Origin of the sequence: Nocardia sp. NPDC051929 (assembly GCF_044548645.1) — a bacterium.
GTDB lineage: Bacteria > Actinomycetota > Actinomycetes > Mycobacteriales > Mycobacteriaceae > Nocardia > Nocardia sichangensis.
In genome coordinates, this window is the sequence record NZ_JBIUCG010000009.1 from 18,607 (window position 1) to 33,132 (window position 14,526).

Here is a 14,526-nt window from a genome sequence, read left to right on the forward strand (position 1 = left end):
GGGCGGCATCGTGCTGGTGTTCTCCACCTCCGACAAGGGCGGCACCGGACGGTCGGTGACCAGTTGCAACATCGCCTACCGGCTGTGCCGTTCCGGCCTCAACGTCGTCTACGCCGACTTCGACCTCGGCTCGCCCACGGCCGGTGCGCTGTTCGAGATCGGCGCGGCCGAACGCGGCGTGCCCAGCGGCGGCGTGCATTCCTACCTGCTCGGCGAGAGCGGAACCGTCGCCCGCGTCGACGTGGGCGCGGCGACCGATCGGCCGGAACTGCGCCGGATCGGCCCCAACTCGGGGCGGCTGGTGCTGCTGCCGGGAGACGAGGGCGGCGCCGAATTCCTCACCGACGACGACGCGGTGGTCGAGCGCTGCGCGGAACTGCTGGTCGCGCTGGATCACGAGTTCCGGGTGGTGTTCGTGGATCTGAGCGCTGGCCGTTCCGCGGCGCTGCAGATCGTGTTGCAGGCGACCGCCTTACCGCAACTGCGCGGGCTGACCGCTCGATGGTTGATCTTCCACCGCTGGACGCGCCAGCACATCCTGGCCGCCGCCGGCCTGGTGTACGGCTCGCACGGATTGCTGAAGGCGGGAGCCGAGTGCGGCCACGACCCGGAGGAGTTGCTCGGGTCGGTGCGTTACGTGCGCACCGCGGTGCCCGACGCCAACTGGGACGGTGTCGCCCAGCGCCCGGCGCAGGCGGCGTGGCTGCAAGAGCAGGACACCGCGCTGCGGCGGCTGGCCACCGCCAAACGGCTCGGCACGACGGCGGTGCTCGGCTCGACCCCGATCGAGCCGGTGCTGCAACGGCGCGAGCAGCTCATTCTCGACGCCGACGTCAACGCCCAGATCGCCAACGAGCAGACCGCGCAGGCCTATGCCGAGCTCGCTCGACGACTGGTCGACAACGCGACCTGGGAGAGGCTGTAGATGGGGGAAACACAGGGCTACAGCGAGGCCACGGAACAGCCGCGAATCGCTCAGGTCCCGTTGTCGCACTTGTCGATCGAGGTCGGGCATTTCTATCTCAACGACATCAGTTCCGACATCGAACGGGTCGGCGCGGAGTTTCGCCGCATCGTCCCGCTGGTATCTGCCTTCACCGAGTCGGCCAAGGTGCAGTTCGGACCGAACGCCCGGGTCAGCACCTGCTACCTGATCGACGACTACTTCCAGCCCGACACCGACCCCGCCGCCATCCTCACCAAGCTGCTGGGCGCCGCGGACGAAGCCGGGTTGGTCATCGACTATCTGGCCCGGGAGTCCGCCTGCTGGCGGGCCTCGAGGTTCGTCGACGGTGTGGCGTTCGGTGAGCCGATTCCCGTGGCGGAGATGGTGGCCGCGCGCATCGTCGCCGAGCCCGCGCCGCCGAGCACGGGCCGCAGGCCGCCGACCGCGGAATCGGGCTGGCTGTGCAACGGGCGGCGGTCCTCCGAGGACGAACGCGGCCAGGCCATGCGGCAGCGGATCTATCAGCCGCCGGAGGAGTTCGGCCGCCGCGAGCATTCGATCTTCCTGGACGTGGAACTGTGGAGCAAGCACGTCGTCGACGGGGTGGCGGTGACGCGCTGGTCGTGCCCGTTCCTGGCCGCGGTCTGGCATCTGCTGCGGCTGGGCATGCTGCGCTACCACGGCGCCGCCGTGGTGGATCCGCAACCATGGCGCCGCGAGGATCTCGCGCCGCGCCGCTGGCACGACATTCCGCCGGTGGTGCGGCTCAATCCGTCCGCCGCGCCGTTCGCCGCTTACAAGACCTTGTCGATGCTGCCCAAGCGGTACATCGGCATCGAGCACGCGGTTCGGCTGGTGCTCGACCATCTCGATCTCGACGACGACGTGGTCGAACAGACCATCGTCCGTGGCGGCGGAGAGGTGCCACCGGTGCCGGTGCCGCGCGCGGTCAGCGAACGGCTCTCGCACCTGCTGCTCGACGGAGCCTGACATGGCCTCGACCACGCCTTTGGTCGTGCTCGGTGAAGTACGCACCTGCCTGCTGCCGTCGGCGACCGCGCTGACCGGACCCGAGGCCTGCGATCTGCTGGCGCTCATGCCGGGCTGCACGGTGCGCTGGCGGGAGCGGCCGGGCACGCTAGCGGTGTCGCCGACCACCGCGGTCGGCGTCGATTGCGATCTGGCCGTGGGCGAGCAGACCGCCCACATCGTCGGGACCGTGGCGACCAGCGCGGTCCTGTCCGGCGGCCGCGTGCTGCAGTCCAGCGCGCGCACCCAGGTGGTCCGCGCGGCCAACCGGCGCAGGCAGACGTGGTCGCACTACCTCAGCCGCAAGGGCGTGACCGAGGTCATCAGCCGCCTGCCCGAAAGAAGCGGCAGCGCTGAGGCTTTGGCCGAGGGTTATCTCACCGGTCCGGTCGGCTCCGAGACGTTGGACCTGGCTTCGATCAGCGAGCGGCTGCTGGCTCGCCTGCGCGCCGACACCAGGCTGGACCAGAAGCCGCCGGTGCGGACCGGCGCCACCCGGTTGCGCTGGGTTGCCTGGATCGGGGGCGGTGCGGGCCCCACCGCCAAGCTGCACCTGGACGACGCCACCGTGCGCACCGTCCGGATGCGGGTGCGCAACGAGGCCGATCTGCATGAGGCGCAGCGGTTCTGCGAGGACCTGGCCGCGCACGACTGGCTGCTGACCGTCGTCACCGACGCGCTGGCCGAGGCCGACCGCTTCCCCTCGCACAGTCGCGAACGCACCGACATCCTCGCCCCCGTGCTGGAGGATCTCACCGGACTGTGGATGCCGGGAGCGCACACTCCGGCATCGATGCGGACGTTGTGGCAGAAGTTGCAGACGGATCCCGGGTTGTCTCGCCAGTGGAACGCCCTCGTCGCGCGGTTGCAGAACCGTATCGCCATCGCGACGCTGGACGCGCTGCGGCACAAGGCTTTCGACGCCGAATGGTAGCGCCGCGTCACGCTACATCCGGAACCACTTGCGCACCAGCAGCGCGAAGAACACCGACATCGACACCGTGCCCATCCACGCTTCCACGGCGAACAACGGCCGGGCGATCGGGCGCAGATCCTCGGTGTCACCGGGGCCCAGGGGATTGATGAAGCTGGTCACGCAGGTATAGACGGTGGCGGCGGGCGAGGGATTGCCGTTCAGGGCCAAAGCGGCGACGGTGAACAGCACCAGCTGCACCGCGACCCAGCCGAGCAGCCAGAACGGCCGGTACCCGTAGCCGCACAGCACATACGACAGTTGTCCGGTCCACCGCCGCCAGCCCGGCGGCAGCGCGAGCGTGCGCGCCCGCGCCAAGCGCAGACCGCAGCGGTCCTGCGCTTCGTCGTCCTCGTTCATCCGGTACAGTGCGGCGCCTCTGCGATAGGCGAGGGCGGCGTGACCGGGCAGACGCGCCGCGGAGAGCTGAGCGCCCAACTGCTCGTACACCTCGGCCAGCATGGTGTTCTGCCGAGTGCTCAGCCGCAATGGGCCGCGGAATTCGAGTTCCGCGGCCAGCAGCGCCGCCGGGATCGCGCTCGGCACCCGCCAGCCGGCCTCGTCGGGTATCGGTTGCCGTGCGGCGGCGTACAGATGCCGGAACACCAGGGAATCGGAGCGCCGCCGCGTGCTGGGCGGGTCGTAGTCGGCCAGAATAGCCTCGGCGTGCGCTGCGAACCGCTCCAGTTCGGTCTGCTCGGAGCGCTCACCCCGATCGAGTTCAGCGGTGTATTCGTCGGCGCGCCTTGTGATCCGGGTCGAGACGGATGCGACGAAGGGCGAGATCTCCCCCATATCACGAGTCTAGCGGTCGGCCTTTCAGCCGGTATTCGAAAACGTCGCGGGGCTCGCCGGGGCCGAAATACCGGTCGTCGTGCTCGACGAACTCGAAGCCCGCTCGTTTGAACAGGTTGCTCGCGTGCTGATTGTCCGGCCGCACGGTCAGGTACACCACTTCGGCTCCCACTTTCTGGCACGTCTGCAGTGTGCGGCTCAGCAGGCCACGCCCGTACCCTCCGCCCTGGTGCCTCTTGGCCACCGCGAAGGTGAACAGCAACGCCCGGCCCTTCTTCTCCAGGGTCAGCGCGTAACCGATCACCGTGCCGTCCACCTCGACGACCAGCCATTCGGATCCGTGCAGGTCGAACAGTTGGCGCAGCATCAGATACAGGTACGGCTCGGCGAACACCTCGGCCTCGATGGCCGCGATGTCGTCCAGATCGGCGAAGCAGGCCCGCCGGTATTCCGGCTGAGGCGCTTTGGCGATGTTCATCCGCTCCCTACTGCCAGGGCATAGGCCGTCCGATTCCAGCTTAAACGTCACTCACCGAGCGGGGTCAGTGTAGAACCAGCGAAATCGTTCCCCGGCGCGGCGGGCGGTCGGTGTCGCGTCCGCGCCGGACGACCCGGGCGATGCCGCGAGGCTGTAACGGAGGCAGTCGGGCTCGCTCGCCGCGCAGCGGGCTACTTCGGCGGGAAGCGCAAGGCGGCGTCGAGGCGGATGACTTAGACGTTGAGGTAGTCGTTTTCGATGATGGCGGCGGCCAGCTCGGCGTACTCCTAGGAAGGGCCCATGCGCTCGGGGAACGGCACCTGCGGGCCCCAGTAGGCCTCCTCCGTGGGTGTCGACCGAGATGCGCAGGGGCCCGAGCGATTCCGCTCCGGCTACGGCGGCGAGCACAGAGTCGCGTCGGTGGCGTCGGTGTGCATGTAGCGGATTCCGAGTTCGGTCTCGAAGATCGGGCATGCACCCGAGTGTAAGTTAAACTCTCTATTGGGAGAATGGAGTTCTCAGTCGCGAGCGAAACCGTGGGCGCAGAAGTTCCATACTTCGGACGCGGTGATCGGATGCTGCGTCTCGTCGTCGGCCGCTCCCGCGGATTGCGCGGTGAACATGACGGTCTGCATGACCATGGCCGCCGTCCGGCGCGAATCGACCTCCGGGCGCAGTTGGCCCGCGTTCTTGGCCAGGTCCATCAGTTCGGTGAACAGCGCCAGCATCGGCGCGTGCGCGACCTTCACGTGATCAGGATGCGAGATCAGCAGCTGGGATGCGAAATCGGTGAACAGTGGGCGTTGCGCCGACGGATCCGGCCGGCACAGCTCGAACAGCAGCTCGACGGCCACCTGGAGTTTGTCCAGCGGGTCGGTCTGGCCGTCGGCGGCGGCGCGCAGCTGGTCGGACGTGCGGCTCAGGGCGTCCTCGAAGAGGGCGAGCAGCAGTTCGTGTTTGCCGTCGAACTGCAAGTAGAAGCTGCGCAGGGACTGCCGTGAGCGGTCCACCACCTCCTGCACCGTGAAGTCCGTGCTGCCCTTCTCGGTGATGATCGCCTGGGCGGCGTCCAGGAACCGCTGCACGCGCTCCTCGGCGCGCAACTTGGCGGTGCGAAGGGAGCGCTCGACGGCGCGCTGCTTCCAGGCCGGTTTCTCGCTCGGGCTGGTCACGGGCGCCTCGGTCCTCGGTCATATGCAGAGAACATGAATGCACTGTATCGGAGAACGGTGTGTCATCGGGTTCTCGAGTCGCCGTGTCCGCCCAGTTGTGAGACTATCCTTTCCTGATACGAGAATAATATTCTCGCAACCGAGTGACGTACTCGACGCCGCCTGGGTGCGTGCCGCCGAGGACGACGAGGTCGCGGTCATCGTGCTGTGCGGTGCGGGTGAGCACTTCTCCCACGATCACCACCGGGATAAGCCATTGCGGGCGGCGGAAATGCGCTTCGCGCGCCCGCTACTTCCCGGCGGTCACGGGCTCGTCAACGCGCGGGGCTCGGAGCTCGAGCGTTCAGCTCTCACGCCTTCGAGCCGGGCGCGATCGTTGCGGTCGGCATGAATCGGCGGGAGGCGGGTCATCCGTTGCTCCCACTCGCCGTCGCGTACTTCCATGCGCCAGGTCTTGTTCCAGCCGAATGGCATCATGTGCACGGCGAAGTCGTGATCGCGCAGGTGTTCGGCGATCCGGGCGAGCACGGTTCTCGCCGTCGTGGTGTCGCATTCGTGACCCGGCCGGGTGAGATGCGAGAAGCCATTGATGACGATCCAAGTAGTGTCGGTCTTGCGCGCGATACGGCGGATCGCTTTGGCTGCGGCACGGGCGAACGTCGAGTCTCCGCACTCGACACCGATGAGAAGAAGCAGGCACTCGCCGAATTCGTGCGTCACCCCGGGTATGTCGGGCTCGAGCGGCATCGCGGCGGAACTGGGAGTGGTTACGGCATAGTTGAGTGTTCGACAACGTTGACTCAATATGTTCACGCCGAGTCCTCGCCTGGAAACCATCTGATCACCAGCCAACCGTCATCGCCCTTGATGGCCGGCCGCGGTGTGAACTATAAAGGCCGACCATCGCCGCGGCGCCTTCCCTCGGTTGGAGGGCTTGGGCCACCACTCGGACTGAGGAGCCTGCCGTGGTGCCGACTACATCGAACACTCAGATCTACACCTTGCGTGCCGACAAGGTCGGTTACGCCGAGATCTGCGCCCCGTGCCGACATCGCACAGGTCGCCGCTGATCGACCTGAAGCCGTAGATGAGCCCATGGAGTGTTACGAAACTGGGATGTTCTCGGGCACTCGCTCGTCAGCACTTGCTTCGACCTGCGGATCCCGGAGCCGCCCTCGTGCGGTCCGTCCGTCGGGCGAGGCTCGCCCATCACACTCGGTTTTGGGTCGGAAGATCCAGTGTGAGAGTTTGAGTTTTGGATGGAACCGAATGACTATCCGGTGCGTCCAACCATTCGAAACCATCCTGTGGGGGGATGAGAGGGCATAGCAGTTGACGTACGACCCGTCTGCCACAACCACGTTCACCGTGGTTCCTGAAACCGTCTCCGATGCAGGGCGCTATGTGCAACAGACCGCGCAGGCCCTCATCAGCGGGTTGCGTTCGGCCAGCGCCGAAGTCGACGGGCTCATGTCGAGCTGGCGCGGCGCGGCGGCCAGCGCATACGCGGGCGCCTGGGACGAGACCCATAGTGCCGCACTCGAGGTGTTCGAAGCGCTGGCTGACATGGCCGACTTGCTGGGCGTGGTGGTCGACCGCAGCGCGGCCGCCGATACGGAGGCCGCGAACCAGTACAGCTCGTTGAGCTTGCCCCCGATCTGACCGCGATCCAACCGAAACCGCTGGGAGAACCCGTGACCGAGTATCGCGTCGATCTCGCGCACCTGGAATCCGTAACCGCCCGAATAGAGGGCTTGAACGGATTTGTGGCCGATTCCCTGGTCGAGATAGACGAACGCATAGCCGCTCTGCAAGGAACATGGAACGGTGAAGCCGCCGAAGCTCACGCCCTGGCTCACGCCGAGTGGATCACTGCCGCTGCGAAGATCCGTGACGGGCTCGCGAGGATGAAGTCCGCCGCCGCATCCGCTCGCAAAGAGTACGAAGCTGTCGTGGCGGCCAATCTGGCTGTCCTCGGGCGTGGCGGTAGCGGTGGCGACGGGGCCCCGCGGTGACCGTGCTCGACGTGTCGGTGCCGGTCTACTACGACACCGCGCAGAAGTTAGCCGATGCCGCGTCGCGATTCTGGATGTCCATCGATGACGAGTGGCCGAACATGGCCATGGCTACGAATATGGCGGGCTCGTATTCGGATGCGAAGAAGTGGGGCGAGTCCTACGACAATCGGGCCGCTGCCATTCTGAGCATGGTATCGAAAATCGCTACCGCCGCGCACGACTACGCCACGATATTGCAGACCCTCGGCTACAACCACGAGCTGGCCGAACACAAAGCAACCATCGGTGAGGCAGCGCCTCCACCCGCCCAGCCCCCGCCGTTCCTGCCTCCGGTGGTGGTGTGCCGAATCCCGTTGCCCTCGGCCGGCGGTCCCGGAAATGGCTTGGTCGATGAGGGCATCGGGCTCGCCGAGATGATCGGCATCATCGTGCCGGACGGCAACGCCACGACCATCTCCAATGCGGGCGATACGTGGGCGCGGACTGCGGCAGCCGAAGCGGTGGCATCTTTCCCGGCCGCGCTCGAGGCGGCGGCCGTGGCCTTCGATTCGCTCACCGCACCCGAAGTCGCGTTCATCGATGAAGACCTGCGCACGGTCAAGGCTTCCGCCGAATCGGTGATCGCCGCGATGAACGATCTTGCCCAATCCTGCCGCGACCACCGTGTCGCGCTGGACGAGCTACGCGCCAACCTCGAGACCCAACTCGAGGCGATTCGGGATGCGCTGCTGACCGAGCTGGCCATCAACGCGGCCATCTCGATTGCCTCGAGCTGGATCACCTTCGGTGTCTCCGCGGCTGTCGGTGTGGCCGGTGCCGCTGCGATCTGTGCGCGGTATGCCCGGCCGATCCGGCTCATGATCGAGCAATGGCAGACCGAACGCAGGATCGCGGCCGGGGTGAAGCTGGATGAGGATATCGCCCGGCACGTGCGGGACCTGGAGGCCCTGCCAGGCGGGCGGCTGCCGGTCAAACCCGATCCGGTCGGACCGCCGAAAAAGGACCCGATCGAACTACCCAAGATCGAACATCCCGAAGGCATTCCCAAGCCCGATCTACCGCGGGCGGATATCGACACGATCGGCCGCTACACCGGCAACAGCGCACCACTCAACACCGCGATCCGATCCGGCGAGCCACTGACAGCCGCACAGATAGCCGAACGCGACGCGATGAACGCTGCATTGGACAAATGCCCTGTCTACGAAGGGCCTGTGACCCGGCGCGTGGACATCTCCCCGGAAGACCTGGCACGATACGAGCCCGGATCAACGGTGACCGAAAAGCCGTTCACCTCGGCGTCCGCCACCTCGGCCGCCGCGAAGGATCTGCCGGTGGAAATGCAAATCTGGTCGGCAGACGGCCGCTACATCGGCCACCATTCCAGCGTTCCCGAAGAGCTGGAAGTCGTGTTCAAGACCGACACCCCGTTTTATGTGGAGAACAAATTTCCCGACCCGGAGACAGGGCGTATCATCGTTCGAATGCGCGAAGTGCCCCGGCCATAGAAAGGACAGAGAACGATGCCGGAAGAGATCAACGGGAAGACGTTTTATGCACCCGGTGAATACCCGCACCCCGTCGACATCTCCGATGAGGAACGGGCGAAGATCGAGGCGGGATGGGCGGCATTCAACGCACGCCGCGACGCTGTACCGGAAAACAAGCGAATCCACTTGCGCGACCGGTTCGGCGACGAAGACAAATTAGGCACCCCCCAGGAAGCCGAATACCTGGCCGAAGTGGAAGAGCGCAAAAAGCGGGGCGAGTACTGGGGGTAACCACGGGAGTCGGGTCGGGGCGGATGCTCATCGGGCGAACTGTGATCACCCGACGGCACGGTCTCCCCGGACTTCGTCGCCGGCCTGAGCGTGGCCCACGTCCACAAGCACGTCCTCACCCGCCCATCCGACACCGCACGAGATGTGCCGTGGCACAACACCGATACCCCGGACGCACCTCGGATCCCCGCATCCGAACTCGACGCGCTGTGCGGCGAACTGGCGGCGGCGCTGCCAGGCTGAGGTAGATCGACTCAACCGCCAGTTCGCCGGACTGGACGACGCGCCGACCGCCGCACCGTTCTGCGCTCGGTGCTGATTGCGGCTCAGTTGCCGGGACAGGCGTCGCGGTCGTGGCTGGTGGGGTGGCCGTCCTTGTCGTACCACTGGCCGTTCGCGTTGCGGGTCCAGCCATGGAAAGCGATACCCGTTTCGCGTGGTCGACAAATTTCCTGGACCAGATGGTCATACCATCATTCAAATGCGAGAATTGCCCAAGTAGGAAGTAACCCAGTAATGCCCGAAAAAATCGGAGGACAAAACCTTCTACGCACCGGGTGAATACCCTGGCGACGATGATATCTCTCCCGAAGAGTTGGAGAAGATCAAAGCGGGATTCGCGGCCTGGAATGCCCGCCGCGACGCCGTACCACCAGAGAAGTGCAAGCATCTGCGCGACCGGTTGGGCGACGAGGACAAACTGGGCACTGACGAGGAAGCTGCATACCTGGCCGAAGTGGAAGAGCGGAAAAAGCGCGGCGAGTACTGGGGGTGATCCTGCGAACCCGGTTTGGGCGCGTAAACGCGTCGGGTCGCTGGCCTGCTTATAGGACGGCGGCCATTCGCCGCCCCCACATCTGCATCATGTGCGGTCACGTCGTCTACACGCCGCGCGTCTTCGCGGACTGCGAGCACCCGACGACAGGGTCGACGTGAACCGATCAGTTGGTCAGATCAGAGTCGGCGGCTACTTGATGTCGTACGGGAGTGCGACTCAAACCACGTGACAACAATTTTGGTGATTTTACTGTCGGCTTGTGGAACTGGCCCTCGCATAGGTGCCCGACTGCCGTCTGCCTCTGATCGAATGACGCAACCCTTATGTCGGCTTCGGCACAGAAGGCAGTCTTGAACCGGCCGACCGGCTCGGAGGCCTACACGAAGACTCCTTCGTGCCACCAGCGATCGGGGTCGCTGAACCAGGGGCCGACCCGGCCAGCGCCGAGGACGCGTAATTCGCTCAGGTCGATGTTGTATCTCCGGTAGAGTGCGACGATTTCACACAATCCGCCTTCATCGACGGCTTCGAGATCGATGGTGAGGTACAAGGTGCGCACTCGTCCGTAGTACGACTCGACGCAAGCGATCTTGTCTAGCCACCCGAAGAACGCCGCCTCGTCCTCCGGCGAATAGTAGGTGACGCCGGTGGCCTCGATGACCACGGTGCTGGTATCGCTCACCGTGACTTCCCGCCCGGATACACGTTCGTATAACCACCTTCCTTCTCCGTGAACCCTATCGGTGCGAGCCGGACATCATCGAGTTCTGCAACCGAAAGTTTTACCGTGGCTTGCTGATCCGGGATACGTGCAGCACGCCGGGCGTTGCATTGATGCAGTGGTGGGGGCCGTCCCACGGCGACCACATGCGCCGCACCTACGGCGACGACGACCTGAATTCGAAGGGGCGGAGTGACCAGCGCGAGACCGACGATGTGAGGTCGATCTTCGACCTGCTGTACATCGTCTACACGCAGCGGCGCCGCGCCCACCGGTATAGCGGGGGCGTACCGATTGGACTTTCGGAGGACATCGCCTTCACGATGCTGGAAGCGATACTCGCCGAACCCGGCTACGACCCCACCTCGGTATACACCCGCAGGTCTACCTGCAAAATGTGTTCCCACGCAGCGACGCGTTGAAGAACGAGGCGACGTTTCGCGCAGCATAGGTGCGTCGCCGCGCCGACGGTACATCCGGAGTCGTGTGCGCCCCGGCGGCCCTTCGGAGACTACGCGTCTTGCTCGAACCGATCCCACCCCGCCAGGCGTTGCGTGATCGGGACAGACAGGGCTCTCATCCTGCGATATTTCGAATCGCCGCCAGCGCGTCGTTGATCTCGTCTTCGTAAAAGCCGGTTCGGTAGCGCGCTTCCTGGCTGCCCAGAAACTGAAAGGTGAGATCCAACAGGGGTGGCCACACGTCGGCGATGGACGTCAGCAGGTGCCGCACGAAGTCGCCGGTCGAGTCGGCCGCCTCCTCGTCGCCCCCTCGCCTTCGGAGGCGACCACCCTCATTCGCGTATCCGGGTCCAGTTGGCGGGGCACGGAACGGACGAGTCGCTGCAGGCAGTCCTGGACCCCGGCATCCCAGCCCAAGGGAGTCAGGAGGTCTTCCCGAACATTCGCTATTCGAAGTCGCGGACCAGCAGGGCGGAACGGGATCGCGGTGACGATGCTCACCGAGAAGGCGAGCGACCGCGCAGTACTGTGGATCGGTCACCTGCGGTGCGGGTGTCCGGCTGGACGAGAGAACTGACTACCCATGAGCGACGAGCGACAAATCCTCATACCCGGCGAAACCTGCTGGCAGATCGCACGGGCCGACCGGCTGGCATGCATTGTCGACGCGGCGGACTATTTCCGCTTTGCCAAGTCCGCCATGTTGCAGGCCCGTAAACGCATTGTGCTGATCGGCTGGGACTTCGATACCCGGATCAAGTTCGAGCCGCAGGAGAAGACTCTCGAAGGGCCGAATCGGCTGGGTGAATTCCTGTCCTGGCTGCCGAAACAGCGACCGGATCTCGACATCTACCTGCTGAAGTGGAATGTCGGCGCGTTCGCGGCGATCGGCCGTGGGATGACACCGATCTTCGTCGTCAATTGGATGACCGATCGGCGGTTGCACCTGGAAATCGATGGCGCGCACCCGATCGGTTCAGCGCACCATCAGAAGATCGTGGTGATCGACGACGCGCTCGCCTTCTGCGGTGGTATCGACATGACCGTCGATCGCTGGGACACCAGCGACCATCGGGACGACAACCACTACCGAACCGAGCCGAACGGCAACCGGTACGGACCATGGCACGACGCGACCACCGCCGTCGACGGCGACGCGGCGAAGGTGATCGGCGAATTGGCCCGGGCCCGGTGGAAGGCGGCGACGGGAGAGCAGTTGGCCGCGGTCGACGAGATCGCCGGTGACACGCTGTGGCCGGACGGGTTGGAGCCGACGATGCGGTCTGTGGATGTCGGTATCGTGCGGACCTTCCCAGAGCTCGCCGACCGCGCCGAAGTCAGGGAGGTCGAGGCGCTGTATCTGGCGGCGATCGCGGGCGCCACGCGGTCGTTGTACATCGAGAGCCAGTACCTGGCCTCGCGCACTCTCGCCGAGGCGATCGCCGCGCGGCTACGTGAGCCGAATGGTCCGGAGATCGTGCTGGTACTGCCGCGTCACGCCGATGGCTGGCTCGAGCAACAGGCGATGGATGGGGCTCGCCGCCGCTTACTCCATCTGTTATGGAAGGCCGATACCGAAAACCGGTTCGGTGTCTACTATCCCGTCACCGAGGCGGGCGCGCCGATCTACGTCCACGCCAAGGTGCTGGTGGTGGACGATCGGCTGCTGCGGGTGGGATCGTCGAACCTCAACAACCGCTCGATGGGCTTCGACACCGAATGCGACCTGGCCGTCGAGGTCACCCCCGCCACCGAGGAAGGTGACCTGCTGCGGGACACCATCCTCGGTATCCGGCGCCAGCTGATCTGCGAACATCTCGATGCCGAACCCGCGAAGTTCGACGCCACACTCGCCGAGACGTCGTCGCTGCTGCGCACGGTCGAGACCCTGCGCGGCAACGGCCGGACCCTGGTGCCGTTCGAGCCGGGGACCGTCGAGGACGAAGACAGCCCACTGGCGGACAACGAATTGTTGGATCCCGAACGCACGCCACCGCGCCTGCGGGACAACCCGTTGCTGATCCGGGGTATCCGCAGGCTGAAGACAGCGGTGGGTGTGCGCTGACCGCGGATCACAACGACCAACCGCCGAACGTCGTTCCAGATGCGGTGACGGTGGTCGGAAGCACGCCTATGACGTTGCGCAGCAATTGAAATCAGCATCGGCAGCGTTGGACCGTGCGGTTCAAGCGTTATTCGGCACCTGGAAGGGGAGTGCCGCCGATACTTATCGCGAGGGATGGGACGACATGCAGGACGGCGCGATAAAGGCATGGGACGCGCTCACCGACCTGGCCTCGAAGCTCGGCGTCAGTGTGTCGACGCTGCAGAATCCGGACAGCTCCAACGCGGCGCCGATCATATTTTGAACGCACGGTAATGCCTGATTCCGGGTGATTGGGGAGTGAGGACGCGATCTCGGCTGCACCGATGATTTTCGGGTGAACCTGTCGTCGATACCTCTGGAGATGCCGACAGATAGGAGTCCAGGCATGGGATCGTTTCGGTCGGGCATGACGTCGGTGCGGGCGAACGGTGTGGATCTGGGCATCGAGAGCTTCGGTCGCGAGGACGATCCGCTGGTCCTGCTGGTCGGTGGCACGACGATGTTGTCCTGGCCCGACGCGCTGGGCGAGCGGCTCGCGTCGGGCGGGCGGCGCGTGGTCCGCTACGACCTGCGTGACTCCGGCGCGTCGACGACCCTCGACCCGGAGAACCCGGCCTACGACCTGCGGGATCTCGCCGCCGACGCTGTCGCGCTGGTCGAGGTGCTCGGCGCCGGGACCGCCCATCTCGGTGGTGTCGGCGTCGGCGGGATGGTCGCTCAGGTCGCCGCGCTGGACCACCCGGACATGTTCTGCGCACTGACTCTCGTCGGCACCCGGCCGGTGGCCCCAGGCCCGGTCGATGAGGACCTGCCCGACCACGACCGCGCGGTCATGGGCGCGCTGTTCTCCCGCCCACGGCCGGACTGGACCGACCGAGATGCTGTCGCGGCGTTCGCCGCCGAGGGCGCCGCGCTGATGGGCGACGATCCGCAGCAGGCGCGGGCGACGGCGGCCCGGATCTGGGATCGGACACCGTCGAGCGATCCCGCGGTGCACCAGGCGAACCAGCTCGGGATGGTGTTCTCCCGGATCGACTGCGCCCCGCGCTGGCGGGAGCGGCTCGGTGAGCTCGACGTGCCCACGCTCGTGGTGCACGGTCGCGCCGACCCGTTCTTCCCGGTCGGCAACGGTGAGGTCCTCACCGCCGAAATCCCGGGGGCGCGACTGCTCGTCCTCGACGACATGGGTACCGCTCTGCGCCCAGCGGCGGCCGACCAGGTCGCTGCCGCCATGCTCGCCCTGTAACCGCCCGGCTGGGAGGCATCC

At 65.8% G+C, this 14,526-nt stretch carries 19 protein-coding genes and 1 pseudogene; 13 read left to right on the forward strand and 7 right to left on the reverse strand.

Annotated features, from left to right (window positions below):
• Positions 1 to 10: 10 nt before the first annotated feature.
• From ACIHAX_RS13195 to ACIHAX_RS13205, 3 genes are read left to right on the forward strand one after another with little or no spacing between them, the layout of a single operon-like run.
• Positions 11 to 925 carry an SCO2523 family variant P-loop protein gene (locus tag ACIHAX_RS13195; RefSeq protein WP_355075146.1) on the forward strand — a complete coding sequence of 305 codons (915 nt, stop codon included), beginning with the start codon at positions 11 to 13 and terminating at the stop codon, positions 923 to 925.
• Entirely contained in the window at positions 926 to 1,936 is a 1,011-nt protein-coding gene (locus ACIHAX_RS13200; protein ID WP_355075148.1) for an SCO2522 family protein, read from the forward strand. It begins immediately after the preceding gene.
• A 1-nt stretch (position 1,937) separates the two neighbouring features.
• A complete protein-coding gene (locus tag ACIHAX_RS13205; protein ID WP_355075150.1) occupies positions 1,938 to 2,909 on the forward strand; it encodes an SCO2521 family protein in 972 nt (323 codons plus the stop codon).
• A gap of 12 nt (positions 2,910 to 2,921) precedes the next feature.
• Here ACIHAX_RS13205 and ACIHAX_RS13210 read toward each other — a convergent pair whose 3' ends face one another.
• From ACIHAX_RS13210 to ACIHAX_RS13230, 5 genes and pseudogenes are all read right to left on the reverse strand, one after another.
• Positions 2,922 to 3,743, reverse strand: a complete 822-nt coding sequence (locus tag ACIHAX_RS13210; RefSeq protein ID WP_397277491.1) for a hypothetical protein — start codon at positions 3,741 to 3,743, stop codon at positions 2,922 to 2,924.
• Between the two features lies 1 nt (position 3,744).
• Entirely contained in the window at positions 3,745 to 4,221 is a 477-nt protein-coding gene (locus ACIHAX_RS13215) for a GNAT family N-acetyltransferase (protein ID WP_397277493.1), read from the reverse strand.
• 233 nt (positions 4,222 to 4,454) lie between these two features.
• A pseudogene (locus tag ACIHAX_RS13220) lies at positions 4,455 to 4,682 on the reverse strand (hypothetical protein); the annotation flags it as partial.
• A 57-nt stretch (positions 4,683 to 4,739) separates the two neighbouring features.
• Positions 4,740 to 5,393, reverse strand: coding sequence for a TetR/AcrR family transcriptional regulator (locus ACIHAX_RS13225; RefSeq protein WP_364432164.1), 654 nt, complete (start codon positions 5,391 to 5,393; stop codon positions 4,740 to 4,742).
• A gap of 303 nt (positions 5,394 to 5,696) precedes the next feature.
• Positions 5,697 to 6,245 carry a threonyl-tRNA synthetase editing domain-containing protein gene (locus tag ACIHAX_RS13230; RefSeq protein ID WP_397277495.1) on the reverse strand — a complete coding sequence of 183 codons (549 nt, stop codon included), beginning with the start codon at positions 6,243 to 6,245 and terminating at the stop codon, positions 5,697 to 5,699.
• A gap of 480 nt (positions 6,246 to 6,725) precedes the next feature.
• On the opposite strand from ACIHAX_RS13230, the gene ACIHAX_RS13235 reads away from it, so the two are divergent.
• The 6 genes from ACIHAX_RS13235 (at position 6,726) to ACIHAX_RS13260 (ending at position 9,967) form a co-directional block, all read left to right on the forward strand.
• A complete protein-coding gene (locus tag ACIHAX_RS13235) occupies positions 6,726 to 7,055 on the forward strand; it encodes a WXG100 family type VII secretion target (RefSeq protein WP_355075160.1) in 330 nt (109 codons plus the stop codon).
• Positions 7,056 to 7,087: 32 nt separating this feature from the next.
• Positions 7,088 to 7,408 carry a WXG100 family type VII secretion target gene (locus ACIHAX_RS13240; RefSeq protein WP_397277498.1) on the forward strand — a complete coding sequence of 107 codons (321 nt, stop codon included), beginning with the start codon at positions 7,088 to 7,090 and terminating at the stop codon, positions 7,406 to 7,408.
• On the forward strand, positions 7,405 to 8,919 hold the full coding sequence (locus tag ACIHAX_RS13245; protein ID WP_397277500.1) for a hypothetical protein: 1,515 nt from the start codon (positions 7,405 to 7,407) through the stop codon (positions 8,917 to 8,919). The genes ACIHAX_RS13240 and ACIHAX_RS13245 overlap by 4 nt, the downstream gene beginning before the upstream one ends.
• Before the next feature lie 15 nt (positions 8,920 to 8,934).
• Complete coding sequence (locus tag ACIHAX_RS13250) at positions 8,935 to 9,192, forward strand: hypothetical protein (protein ID WP_397277502.1); 258 nt, start codon at positions 8,935 to 8,937, stop codon at positions 9,190 to 9,192.
• Positions 9,193 to 9,282: 90 nt separating this feature from the next.
• Positions 9,283 to 9,435 (forward strand): hypothetical protein, encoded by a 153-nt coding sequence (locus ACIHAX_RS13255; protein WP_397277504.1) that lies wholly within the window; start codon positions 9,283 to 9,285, stop codon positions 9,433 to 9,435.
• Positions 9,436 to 9,787: 352 nt separating this feature from the next.
• Positions 9,788 to 9,967 (forward strand): hypothetical protein, encoded by a 180-nt coding sequence (locus tag ACIHAX_RS13260; RefSeq protein ID WP_397277506.1) that lies wholly within the window; start codon positions 9,788 to 9,790, stop codon positions 9,965 to 9,967.
• 379 nt (positions 9,968 to 10,346) lie between these two features.
• Here the strand turns inward: ACIHAX_RS13260 and ACIHAX_RS13265 are convergent, their stop codons facing one another.
• Positions 10,347 to 10,652: a hypothetical protein gene (locus ACIHAX_RS13265; protein ID WP_397277508.1), complete on the reverse strand. Its 306-nt coding sequence runs from the start codon at positions 10,650 to 10,652 to the stop codon at positions 10,347 to 10,349.
• A 185-nt stretch (positions 10,653 to 10,837) separates the two neighbouring features.
• Between ACIHAX_RS13265 and ACIHAX_RS13270 the strand changes: the two genes are divergently transcribed.
• Entirely contained in the window at positions 10,838 to 11,113 is a 276-nt protein-coding gene (locus tag ACIHAX_RS13270; protein WP_397277510.1) for a hypothetical protein, read from the forward strand.
• 154 nt (positions 11,114 to 11,267) lie between these two features.
• On the opposite strand, the gene ACIHAX_RS13275 is transcribed toward ACIHAX_RS13270, so the two are convergent.
• Positions 11,268 to 11,423 carry a hypothetical protein gene (locus ACIHAX_RS13275; RefSeq protein ID WP_397277512.1) on the reverse strand — a complete coding sequence of 52 codons (156 nt, stop codon included), beginning with the start codon at positions 11,421 to 11,423 and terminating at the stop codon, positions 11,268 to 11,270.
• Positions 11,424 to 11,735: 312 nt separating this feature from the next.
• On the opposite strand from ACIHAX_RS13275, the gene ACIHAX_RS13280 reads away from it, so the two are divergent.
• The 3 genes from ACIHAX_RS13280 to ACIHAX_RS13290 all read left to right on the forward strand — a co-directional run bounded on the left by ACIHAX_RS13280 (position 11,736) and on the right by ACIHAX_RS13290 (position 14,505).
• Positions 11,736 to 13,217, forward strand: coding sequence for a phospholipase D-like domain-containing protein (locus tag ACIHAX_RS13280; RefSeq protein WP_397277514.1), 1,482 nt, complete (start codon positions 11,736 to 11,738; stop codon positions 13,215 to 13,217).
• Positions 13,218 to 13,323: 106 nt separating this feature from the next.
• Positions 13,324 to 13,521: a WXG100 family type VII secretion target gene (locus ACIHAX_RS13285; protein WP_397277516.1), complete on the forward strand. Its 198-nt coding sequence runs from the start codon at positions 13,324 to 13,326 to the stop codon at positions 13,519 to 13,521.
• Between the two features lie 144 nt (positions 13,522 to 13,665).
• Positions 13,666 to 14,505 carry an alpha/beta fold hydrolase gene (locus tag ACIHAX_RS13290; protein WP_397277743.1) on the forward strand — a complete coding sequence of 280 codons (840 nt, stop codon included), beginning with the start codon at positions 13,666 to 13,668 and terminating at the stop codon, positions 14,503 to 14,505.
• Positions 14,506 to 14,526 lie beyond the last annotated feature (21 nt).